Raw genomic sequence first — 11,129 nt, 5'->3', positions numbered from 1 at the left:
CCCTTGGCCCGCAGTCCCGATTACATTACCCGATAGCGCGAAATGACGGCCGTTATGGCAAACTTCGCGGCTAAACTTCATAGCGTCACAAATATCCGTCGTCCGCCAAGCGGGTTGCTGCCTCGTTGCATTGGGACTTTCGTCCCAGAACCACCGACGCCCTGCTTGTGCTGGCTGTTCAGCTGCTGCCGTCAGTGAGCTGCTTTTATCTCGAGAGGAACGACCGTGTACGAAGTCGTGATCAGTGGCACCGGGCTTTTCACCCCCGCCAACAGTATTTCCAACGATGAGCTGGTGCAGTCTTTCAACACCTACGTGGCCCAGTTCAACGCCGAAAATGCCGCCGCGATCGAAGCGGGCGAGGTTCAGGCACTGACGGAATCCAACGCGGCGTTCATCGAGAAAGCCAGCGGCATCAAAAGCCGTTATGTGATGGACAAGGACGGCATTCTCGACCCCCAGCGCATGAAGCCGCGTCTGCCCGAGCGCTCCAATGACGAATGGTCGATTCTCTGCGAGATGGGCGGTGCCGCTGCCAGGCAGGCCCTGCAGCGTGCCGGCAAGACCGCCGCTGACATCGACGGCGTCATCGTCGCCTGTTCCAACCTACAACGCGCTTACCCGGCGATCTCCATCGAAATCCAGGCGGCGCTGGGCATTCAGGGCTTCGGCTTTGACATGAACGTGGCGTGCTCATCGGCCACCTTCGGCATTCAGACGGCGTGCAACAGCGTCAAGCTGGGCCAGGCCCGGGCGCTGTTGGTCATCAGCCCGGAGATCTGCACCGCGCACCTCAACTTCCGCGACCGCGACAGCCACTTCATCTTTGGCGATGCAGCCACGGCGGTGGTGGTCGAGCGCGCTGACCTGGCGACTTCCGAGCACCAGTTCGACATCGTTGGCACCAAGCTGCTGACGACGTTCTCCAATAACATCCGCAACAATTTTGGTTTCCTCAACCGCACGGCGGAAGAGGGCGAGGGCAAGGCGGACAAACTGTTCGTGCAGGAAGGCCGCAAGGTGTTCCGCGATGTCTGCCCGATGGTCGCCGAGCTGGTGGCTGCGCACCTGGACGAGAATCAGCTGAACATCGGCGACGTGCAACGGTTCTGGCTGCATCAGGCCAACCTGAGCATGAACCACCTGATTGTGAAGAAACTGCTGGGCCGCGACGCCACCGTCGAAGAAGCCCCGGTGATCCTCGACCGCTACGCCAACACCAGCTCCGCAGGTTCCGTGATCGCATTCCACGAACACCAGGACGACCTGCCAAGCGGCGCGCTGGGCGTACTCAGCTCGTTCGGCGCGGGGTATTCGATTGGTAGCGTGATTTTGCGCAAGAAATAACGCGCGCGGCATAACTGCGGGTTAAACCTGTGGGAGCGAGCTTGCTCGCGAAGATGGCATTTCAACCGCTGAAGATTTAGCGGATGTTCTTGCCTTTTCGTGAGCAAGCTCACTCCCGCAGTAGTTTTCAGCGTTTGGCAAATTTGCGACGTCAAACAAAAGAAGCCCGGCGCTGCTCTGTCGGAACGGATGATGGGGATCCGACAGGGCAGCGGCGGGCTTGAGGTCTGTGGCGACTTCAAACGGCAGAAACACGCCGCTCGAAGCTTTCAGCTTGTAACTTGCAGCTGTCTCTCTTAAAACTTCGCCAGCACGTCCAGTTGCAGCGTATTCGCATCTTGATCACGCGGCAGCGCAGAAGTCGCGAAGTCTGCTTTGGTCAGGAAGTACGTCGCGCCGACCGCGAAGTTCTTGTCGATGTCGTAGGAAATAGCCAGCTTGTGACCGCGCGAACCGGTGGTGCCGTTGGCGAAGTCGGAGTCGGTGAAAGCACCCACCACAGCGTTACGCTGCGTATCGCGGTAGTTGTAGTCCAGACCGAAACCGAACACCTTGGTTTTCACACCGGCCAGCCAGGCGGTGTCTTCGTCGCTGTTGGTCGCGCTGTTGACCACGTACTGACCGTACAGGCCGACCGGTACGGCAAAGCCGGTCAGGTCCAGTTGACCGAAGCCTTCATACAGGCGGAAGTCGTTGGTGTTGTTACCGTTGATGCTCAAGCCACAGAACGTCGTGCTGGTGCTGGCAGCGGCCGGATTACAGTCGTTGGAGTTTTCGTAGTTGTAGACCGAACCGCCGACCGTCATTTTCACGTTGTCGGTGATGGCGATCCGCGTACCCAACTGAGCCGCGTTCAGGCGCAGGTCGTTCTTGAACTGCGTCCCTTCACCGCTGATGTTGTCCTTGAGGGTGTAGGTACCGGCGCTGCCGAACAGCTCGAAGCCCTTGTTGATCGGCAGGCTGTAAGTAGCAGCCAGACCTTCAGGGTTGATGTCGTTGTCCCAGATTACGTCACCTTCGCTGACCCATGGCTGAGCCATCTTGCCGCCGATGACGTGCAGGTTCTGGATCGCGGTCGGGTGGTAATCGATGAAGCCCTGATCCAGCCACAGGTCTTTCTTGGTGAAGTAGTCGTTCTGGTCAACGTTGGTGGAGTTGGCCTTGTTGTCGCCACCGGTGGCGATACGGATACCGGTGCTGACTTGCGGATTGATCTCGCTGTAGGCGCCGAGACGCACACGGATACGCTGACGGTTTTTGTCCTGGCTGTTGTTCTGGTCGTCGATCTTGACCGTCTCTTGCCGAACGCGGACATCGCCCTTGAATTGAGTCTTCGCTGCCCATGCCACTTTCTGCTCGAAGGCAGACAGTTCGGAGGACTTGGCAGCGGTGGCGGCGGCGATCTGGTCGGAGGTCGCTTTCTGGGCCTGTTGCTGGGCCAGTTGGTCTTTGGTCAGCTCGGTTTGTAGTTCGGCGTACTGGGCAGGTGAAATCGAGCCGTTGGCCTTGAGTATGTCGAGCAGTTTCGCGTCGACTGCGGCGCTGGCCGGAACGCTCATGGCCAGCAGCACACCACCACACACGGCTGCCGCAGTTTTCGTGGAAGCAAGACGCATATCAATCTCCGTAACTGAGAAGGGATGACCGAATCATCCAGGGATCACCGGCCATTGGCGGACGGGGAAGGTCAGAGCGCTTAGAACCGGATGCTCTAAAAACAGGCGCCAGTATTGCGGCCGTTTATGACGAAACAGTGGCAAGGTGATGGCATGTGGATGACATGTGAAAATTTCGTTGGACCTGCGGGCTAGAGCGGCGCCATGAGTAAATTCATGTGCAGCGCAGGTGAATAGGTGATACTGCGCGGACGTTAGCGCGACCTGGAGTGGCGGGATGTCGTTACACCGTTTGGATAAACTGTCGGACCTTGCCCCTGAACAGTGGGACGCCCTGATTCCTGGCGACTCACCCTTTCTGCGCCATGCTTTTCTCAGTTCGCTGGAAGACAGCGGTAGCCTCGGGCCCCGTTCCGGCTGGCGCGCCGAGCACTTGCTGCACTACGAGGGCGAGCAACTCATCGCTGCGCTGCCGGCGTACCGCAAGTGGCACTCTTACGGCGAGTACGTCTTCGATCACGCCTGGGCGGACGCCTGCCGGCGCGCCGGTCTGGCCTATTACCCCAAGCTGCTGGTGGCGGTGCCGTTCAGTCCGGTGAGCGGGCCGCGCCTATTGGCAAAGACACCTGAAGATGGCCGCGAACTGCTCGCTTGCCTGCCGGGCTATGCCCAGGGTGAAGAGTTGTCCAGCGTCCACGTCAACTTCACCGACCCGGTCGCCGACGCATTGCTTGGCGAACAACCCGGCTGGCTGCAGCGCATCGGCTGCCAGTACCACTGGCAGAACCGCGGTTATCGGGATTTTCAGGATTTCCTCGATGCCTTGAGCTCACGCAAGCGCAAGCAAATGCGCAAAGAGCGCGAGCAAGTGGCGGGGCAGGGCTTTGATTTTGACTGGCTCGAAGGGCACGAGCTCAGCGAGGCGCATTGGGATTTTGTCTACGCCTGTTATTCCAATACCTACGAAGTGCGTGGGCAAACGCCGTACCTCACGCGGGAATTCTTCAGCCTGGTGGCCGACCGCATGCCCGACGCGATTCGTGTGGTGCTGGCGCGACAGGGTTCACGGCCGGTCGCGATGGCGTTCAGCCTGATCGGCGGCGACAGCTTTTACGGCCGCTACTGGGGCTGCCTGGCCGAGTTCGACCGGCTGCACTTCGAGACGTGTTTCTATCAGGGCATGGATTACGCGATCGCCCAGGGCTTTAAGCGCTTCGATGCTGGCGCCCAAGGGGAGCACAAGTTGATTCGCGGTTTCGAGCCGGTCATCACCCACTCATGGCACTACCTGGCGCACCCGGGACTGCGAGAAGCGGTGGCGGATTTTCTGACCCAGGAACGGGCAGGAATTCTGGCATACGCCGAAGAGGCGCGCGGGGCGTTGCCGTATCGGCAGGTGTAGCTCGATCTGTTTGGGTCCGATCAAGCGTGAACAGCTTTGTTGGCTTCGCCCTGACACCCCTGTCTCGTGGCAAGCTCAACCCTTGTGGGAGTGAGCTTGCTCACGAAGGCGGCACAGGAACCTCCCAGGACATCCGTCCCGGGCCTATTTTTTCAAGGGTCAATCCACCCCGACAAACCCACCGGTCTGATGCGCCCACAGCCGTGCATACAGCCCTTTGTGCGCCAGTAGCTCGCCATGGGTCCCGCTTTCAGCGATCACGCCGTTTTCCAGCACGATCAAGCGATCCATCCGCGCGATGGTCGACAGCCGGTGAGCAATCGCAATCACCGTCTTGCCCTGCATCAGCGTTTCCAGACTCTCCTGAATCGCCGCTTCCACTTCCGAATCCAGCGCTGATGTCGCTTCATCCATGATCAGGATCGGCGCGTCCTTGAGCAGCACGCGGGTGATGGCGATGCGCTGACGCTGGCCACCGGACAGTTTCACGCCGCGCTCGCCCACATGGGCATCCAGCCCGGTGCGGCCTTCGGAATCGGTTAGCAGCGGGATGAACTCGTCAGCGCGGGCCTTGCGCATGGCTTCCCACAACTCAGCGTCGGTCGCGTCCGGTTTGCCGTAAAGCAGGTTGTCGCGGATCGAGCGGTGCAACAGCGACGTGTCCTGCGTAATCATGCCGATGTGCGAACGCAGACTTTCCTGGGCGACGTGGGAAATGTCCTGATCGTCGATCAGGATCCGCCCGCCCTGGACGTCATACAAACGCAGCAACAGATTCACCAGCGTCGATTTACCGGCGCCCGACGGCCCGATCAATCCAATCTTCTCGCCCGGCTTGATGTCCAGGTTCAGGCCATGAATCACGCCCTTGCCCTTGCCGTACTGGAAGTTGAGGTCCTGGAATTTCACCTCGCCACGGCTGACGGCCATCTTCGGCGCCGCGTCCCGGTCGGTAATGCCCACTGGCTGCGCGATGCTCTGCAGACCGTCCTGGACCATGCCGATGTTTTCGAAAATGCCGTTGACCACCCACATGATCCAGCCGGACATGTTGACGATCCGAATCGCCAGACCGGTCGCCAGCGCAATCGCGCCCACCGAAATCAGCGACTGGGTCCACAGCCACAAGGCCAGGCCCGTGGTGGTGACAATCAGAATGCCGTTGAGGGTGGTAATCACGGTGTCCATTTCGGTGATCACGCGGCCTGCCAGCTGGGTCTTCTCGGTCTGCTCGCTGATGGCCTCGCGGGCGTACTGCTGCTCCGAATTGGTGTGGGCAAACAGCTTGAGCGTGGCGATGTTGGTGTAGCCATCGACAATGCGGCCCATCAGTTTCGAACGCGCGTCAGAGGAAATCACCGAGCGTTCCTTCACCCGTGGCACGAAGTACCACAACGCCAGAATGAACGCGAAAATCCAGCTCAGCAGCGGAATCATCAGGCGCCAGTCAGCCTCGGCAAACAGCACCAGCGCGCTGATCGAATAGATCAGCACGTGCCACAACGCATCCACCGACTGCACCGCGGAATCACGCAGCGCATTGCCGGTCTGGACGATACGTTGGGCGATGCGCCCGGCGAAGTCGTTCTGGAAAAAATTCAGGCTCTGCTTGAGCACGTAACTGTGGTTTTGCCAGTTGATCATGCTGGTCATGCCGGGGCTGATGGTCTGGTGCACCAGCAGGTCGTGCAGGGCAACGAAGATCGGCCGCAGCACCAGTGCAACGATGACCATCCACGTTAGCTCGAACGCATGTTCGTGGAAGAAATTCGGATTGGGCGTGCCTTGGGCCAGATCGATGATGCGGCTCAGGTAGCTGAACAGAGACACCTCGATCAGCGCGCCGATGAGTCCTACTACCAGCAATGCGGCAAAGCTGGGCCACACCTGACGCAGGTAATACGCGTAGAACGAGGTGACGGTGTTGGGCGGGGCGGCGGTGGGGGCGTCGCGGAATATATCGATCAGCTGTTCAAAACGGCGATAGAGCATTGGCAATGACGCCCACGCTTGAGCGGGCTCTCCTTTCAATGAGGATGGGGTACAGCGGCTTGAGAGCAGCTCAATGACAGTCTTCGGTTCAGACCACATGAAAACGTGATTGCTCACGCTGATTCAAGTGGCCTTGTCCTTAAAATGCAAAAGCCGGGCAGGCGCCCGGCTTTCGCGCTTGCGGCAAGCTTAGTTCACGCGCTTGGCCGTCTTAATCAGGATCGGGTCCAGCGGGACGTTTTGCATCCCGTTCTTGTTGCCGGCTGGCGAGTTGACGATCTGATCGACAACGTCCATGCCCTTCACGACTTTACCGAACACCGCGTAGCCGTAGTCACGGGCGCCGTGGTCGAGCATGTCGTTGTCCTTCACGTTGATGAAGAACTGGCTGGTGGCCGAATTCACGTCAGAGGTCCGCGCCATGGCGACAGTGCCGCGCACGTTGTGCAGGCCGTTATCGGCTTCGTTCTTGATTGGGTCGTTGGTGGGTTTCTGTTGCATCTGCGCGGTGAAACCGCCGCCCTGGACCATGAAGCCCGGGATAACGCGGTGGAAAATGGTGTTGTTGTAGAAGCTGCTGTCGACGTACTTGAGGAAGTTCTGGGTGCTCACGGGCGCCTTGTCCTGGTTCAGCTCGATTTCCACATCGCCGAAGCTGGTGGTCAGCACAACGTGAGGCGCCGGAGCGGCCATCAGATTACCGGCGAACAACACGGCAGCGGCGGAGAGGGCGATTTTCTTCAGCATGGGCAGAGTCCTGAAATTGATGTCGACGGCGAAAATACAGGTCGTAAGGGAAGCACGTTTGCGGGGATTTGGACAGTGGGGGTGTGGGGGGGGTGTAGTCGAGTAGGACCGGCTTCAGCCGGGAAGGGGCTCGGATGGAGCACCCTCAAATTTGCGGCGTGGCGTTTGGCCCTTTCCCGGCTAAAGCCAGTCCCACTGACTGCACGCGTTGTTCACAGCATCTGCTGCGGCGCCGGGAAGGGCGCGTCCAGCGGCGCGGTATCGAAACTCTGAATCAGCTCAATCAGGATCTGCGTCGCTGGCCCGAGCGGTTTGTCCTTGCTGGAATACAGATAGAACGTGGGATGCCGACTGCCGCCTTTATCAAGAGGCAGAATTTTCAGCACGCCGTCCTGGATCTCCCGCTCGATGATGTGGCGCGGCAACCAGGCGAAGCCCAACCCGCTGCTCACAAAAGCAGCGGCCGTCGCAAGGCTGCCCACCGTCCAGCGCTGTTCGGCGCCGAGCCAGCCGACGTCGCGCGGCTGGTTGCGCCCGGAGTCACGGATCACCACCTGCAACTGGCTTTCCAGGTCCTGGAAATTCAGCTCACGTTGCAACTGATGCAACGCGTGCCCGGGGTGCGCCACGGCGACGAACTCAACCTTGCTCATCTCATTACCCAGATAGCCCGGAATACTGAAGCCGCTGATGGCGAGATCGGCTACCCCTTCCAGCAACACTTCCTCCACCCCCGACAGCACTTCCTCACGCAGCCGCACCCGACATCCGCGGCTCTGCGGCATAAAGGCTGTCAGGGCCCGCACCAGTCGCGCGTTCGGGTAAGCGGCGTCGACGACCACACGCACCTCGGCCTCCCAGCCCTGTTCCATGTGGTGGGCCAGATCTTCCAGCTGGCTGGCGTTCTTCACCAGTTGCCGCGAGCGCCGCAACAAGACTTCACCCGCCTCGGTCAGCACGGCTTTGCGGCCGTCAATGCGCAGCAGCGGAACGCCTAGCTGGTCCTGCATCCTGGCGACGGTGTAGCTGACCGACGACTGCGAACGGTGCAGCGCTTCGGCGGCCTGAGCAAAGCCGCCATGGTCGACAACGGCTTGCAGCGTGCGCCATTGATCAAGGGTCACGCGGGGCGCTTTCATCTCTCGCTCCTGTTGTCCTAAGCTGGCGGTCCCTGAATGGAGACTGCCCCATGAAAAGAATCTGTTGTGTGCTGCTGGCGATGTTGCCGCTGAGCGCGTTCGCCTACCCGATTGACGTCGAGAAAGACATCAAGGGCGTGCAGGTCGACTACAACAGTCATGACGTCGCCTACGACATCGGCAACATCACCCTGAATAACTTTGGCGACGTTCCCGCCAAGTGCAGCGTGGTCTTTCGCAACGGGCCGGAAGCCCCGCGCACGCGCCGGGTCCAGGTCGCGCCGAAGAGCAGCACCGAAGTCACCGCGAAATTCACCCGGGACATCGTCAAGCTGCGCATCTCCCTGAGCTGCGAGCCGCTTTAACCCACGCATCGGCGTCGACGGAGCGTACTTCGGCTTCGTCGATAAAACAAATTCTTAGATGGTTTCGGGGCGATAGTCCGCTTCTTTGATCGAGACTTCCGCCGCTAACACGCCGAGAGATGGGCGTTCGAATGCTGGAGCGACATCCGACCTGCCCCCCTTAATCGCCCGTTAATCCCGGCGCCCGATGATGCTCGCGTTCATCGACACTCCATTGGCACTCGTTCGCTCCTGAGTGCATTGCCCGATCGACCCGCAGGACTGCGCCGGGTCCATCGGGTTTTTTCTTTCCGGGCCCGGGATCGCCGCAAACAGCGGTCCAGCCGGCCTGTTCAATAGACAGGCCATGGCCAACCGGCTAAGGTCGCCGCCTTCAAAAAAGGGGCAACCATGGGCTATCTACTTTTCGTGACGCTGATTCAGGCGTTTTCCTTCAGCCTGATCGGCGTTTACCTGGCCGGGCACGTCGACAGCTACTTTGCCGTGCTGCTGCGAGTTGTGCTGGCCGGTCTGGTCTTCATCCCGCTGACGCGCTGGCGTCGGGTCGAGCCGCCATTCATGCGCGGCATGCTGCTGATCGGCGCGCTTCAGTTCGGCGTCACCTACGTCTGCCTGTACCTGAGCTTCCGCGTGCTGACGGTCCCCGAAGTGCTGCTGTTTACCATCCTCACGCCGCTCCACGTCACGCTGATCGAAGACGCCCTCAACCGGCGCTTCAATCCGTGGGGCCTGTTGGCGGCCTTGGTCGCGGTGCTCGGCGCAGTCATCATCCGCTACGACCGGATTGATCCGAACTTCCTCGGCGGCTTCCTGTTGCTGCAACTCGCCAACTTCACCTACGCCGCAGGGCAGGTGCTCTACAAACACCTGGTGGCCCGTTACCCCAGCGATCTCCCGCATTACCGCCGCTTCGGCTATTTCTACCTCGGCGCCCTGGCCGTAGCGTTGCCGGCGTTTCTGCTGTTCGGCAACCCGCAACATCTGCCGGATGCGCCTCAACAGTGGGTGGTGTTGCTGTTTCTCGGCCTGTGTTCCACCGCGCTCGGCATGTACTGGTGGAACAAGGGCGCGTGTCGGGTCAACGGCGCCACACTGGCGGTGATGAATAACCTGCATGTGCCGGTGGGGCTGCTGATCAATCTGTTGATCTGGGGGCAGAACGAGGACCTCGGCAAGCTGTTTTTGGGCGGGCTGGTGATTGTTTCTTCGGTGTGGATCAGTCGGCGCGGTCTTGTTCATCGCCGCGCCATTCTCTGAAACAGCCGAGTTAGACGCCCGCGTTAACGACATCAGCGAGGGTGATGTTAGATATCTTCATGCGTGGTTTTTCAAGTTGGGATCAACCGAATAGATTGGCCCCAACGAAACGAACTCACCAACTTACCAGCAACTACGCGGAGATCTACATCATGAAAAAGTCCATCGCCTTCGGTTTCGCATTGTCCCTCCTGGCTGCCGGTTCTGCCTTCGCCAGCCCAGAGCACATTAACCAACGCGCCATCGTCGATGCTTCCAGCGCTACCGTTCTGGACAGCAAAGTCGCCAGCAAAGAGGCGGTCAAGCCTTTCGCTACTCAGACTTCCGGCACTGTGACCGTTGCTGAAAACCGCAAAGAGTTCGGTTCGAGCTATCAGCGTTATCAGTAAGTCGTTGTGTGCTTAGATACCCAAAACATAAAAGCCCGGCAGACGCCGTAATGCTGTTCACTTAAGCGGAGCAGCCTTACGGTCCACTGGGTACCGGGTTTTGGAAATCTTCACCGTCCTTGGCCTTCCCGGCCTTGGGCGGTGATCCAGAAACATTCCTCCTACTCCTCCCCTTAGTTCCCTTAGCCTCCTTCCTGTTGCCGATACCGGGTTCGCTGCTGCCATCACTATCAACTGCACCGCTATGTACTGGCAGGCAGGCTTGAACCGTATATCTGAAGGTGCGCGGCCGAACGCGACGGCTGCTTGGCTGGCCTCCCGACGAATGATGTTATAAGCCAGCAAAAGCCCCCAGACCTCCTGATAAATCAGCTCGACTTTCTTGCTGCGCAGCGTTACCGCGTTCTGTTGCATCGAGCTTTTGATATCCCTGAAGCCCAGCTCAATTTCCCACCGTTCCAGGTACAGCTTGGCTACAGCTGCTGTGTCATACCTCTCGACAGGCAGAGAGGTAAGCAGCGACCTGACTTTGCCATGGCTTTCATAGCTAACTTCACGCACTTCCCAACTCAAGGGCAGCTCAGGGTTTCGTTTGCGGGCCTGAGGAGAAACCTTCATCCGGACAAGACGATCATGCTCGCCGTAGCGCTGCACTTCCTCCATGACCAAATTCTTGCGAGCAGGTGTTAGCCAGTGTCGGTTCGCGCCGCCGCCAACCACGCTTAGCAGTAGATCCGCGCCCCAGAAGCCTTTGTCGAACAAGGTGATCGAATTATCTGGAATTTGTCCCAGAAACGTTTCGGCCAACCGCATTTCACTGCCCCGAAAAGGGCTGAGCTGCGCATCGAGGATGATATGCGAGCGGACATTCATCA

General features: G+C 59.5%; 10 protein-coding genes. 5 read left to right on the top strand and 5 right to left on the bottom strand.

Going from position 1 to position 11,129, the window contains the following annotated elements; genetic code table 11:
• Window positions 1–225: 225 nt before the first annotated feature.
• Window positions 226–1,347 (top strand): beta-ketoacyl-ACP synthase III, encoded by a 1,122-nt coding sequence (locus QWI20_RS21580; protein WP_369307154.1) that lies wholly within the window; start codon window positions 226–228, stop codon window positions 1,345–1,347.
• Window positions 1,348–1,643: 296 nt separating this feature from the next.
• Here the strand turns inward: QWI20_RS21580 and QWI20_RS21575 are convergent, their stop codons facing one another.
• Entirely contained in the window at window positions 1,644–2,963 is a 1,320-nt protein-coding gene (locus QWI20_RS21575; RefSeq protein ID WP_369307153.1) for a putative porin, read from the bottom strand.
• A gap of 277 nt (window positions 2,964–3,240) precedes the next feature.
• Here QWI20_RS21575 and QWI20_RS21570 point away from each other — a divergent pair, with 277 nt between their 5' ends.
• Entirely contained in the window at window positions 3,241–4,365 is a 1,125-nt protein-coding gene (locus QWI20_RS21570) for a GNAT family N-acetyltransferase (RefSeq protein WP_369307152.1), read from the top strand.
• Window positions 4,366–4,524: 159 nt separating this feature from the next.
• On the opposite strand, the gene QWI20_RS21565 is transcribed toward QWI20_RS21570, so the two are convergent.
• The 3 genes from QWI20_RS21565 to QWI20_RS21555 form a co-directional block, all read right to left on the bottom strand.
• Window positions 4,525–6,357 carry an ABC transporter ATP-binding protein gene (locus QWI20_RS21565; RefSeq protein ID WP_369307151.1) on the bottom strand — a complete coding sequence of 611 codons (1,833 nt, stop codon included), beginning with the start codon at window positions 6,355–6,357 and terminating at the stop codon, window positions 4,525–4,527.
• Between the two features lie 189 nt (window positions 6,358–6,546).
• Window positions 6,547–7,104: a peptidylprolyl isomerase gene (locus QWI20_RS21560; protein ID WP_369307150.1), complete on the bottom strand. Its 558-nt coding sequence runs from the start codon at window positions 7,102–7,104 to the stop codon at window positions 6,547–6,549.
• Window positions 7,105–7,316: 212 nt separating this feature from the next.
• Entirely contained in the window at window positions 7,317–8,243 is a 927-nt protein-coding gene (locus tag QWI20_RS21555; RefSeq protein WP_369307149.1) for a LysR family transcriptional regulator, read from the bottom strand.
• A gap of 50 nt (window positions 8,244–8,293) precedes the next feature.
• Here QWI20_RS21555 and QWI20_RS21550 point away from each other — a divergent pair, with 50 nt between their 5' ends.
• From QWI20_RS21550 to QWI20_RS21540, 3 genes are all read left to right on the top strand, one after another.
• The gene (locus QWI20_RS21550; protein WP_065992674.1) at window positions 8,294–8,608 is read left to right on the top strand and encodes a 3-phosphoglycerate kinase; all 315 of its coding nucleotides are present in this window, start codon (window positions 8,294–8,296) and stop codon (window positions 8,606–8,608) included.
• Between the two features lie 390 nt (window positions 8,609–8,998).
• Entirely contained in the window at window positions 8,999–9,865 is an 867-nt protein-coding gene (locus tag QWI20_RS21545) for a carboxylate/amino acid/amine transporter (RefSeq protein WP_369307148.1), read from the top strand.
• 152 nt (window positions 9,866–10,017) lie between these two features.
• Window positions 10,018–10,254, top strand: coding sequence for a hypothetical protein (locus tag QWI20_RS21540; protein WP_369307147.1), 237 nt, complete (start codon window positions 10,018–10,020; stop codon window positions 10,252–10,254).
• A 57-nt stretch (window positions 10,255–10,311) separates the two neighbouring features.
• On the opposite strand, the gene QWI20_RS21535 is transcribed toward QWI20_RS21540, so the two are convergent.
• Window positions 10,312–11,129, bottom strand: an 818-nt coding sequence (locus QWI20_RS21535) for an IS4 family transposase (protein ID WP_369307146.1), incomplete at its 5' end; no start/stop codon positions are given.

It is taken from the genome of Pseudomonas sp. W2-17, from assembly GCF_041060445.1.
In the GTDB taxonomy this organism is placed as follows: domain Bacteria; phylum Pseudomonadota; class Gammaproteobacteria; order Pseudomonadales; family Pseudomonadaceae; genus Aquipseudomonas.
This window is presented reverse-complemented; position numbering and strand designations above follow the sequence as displayed.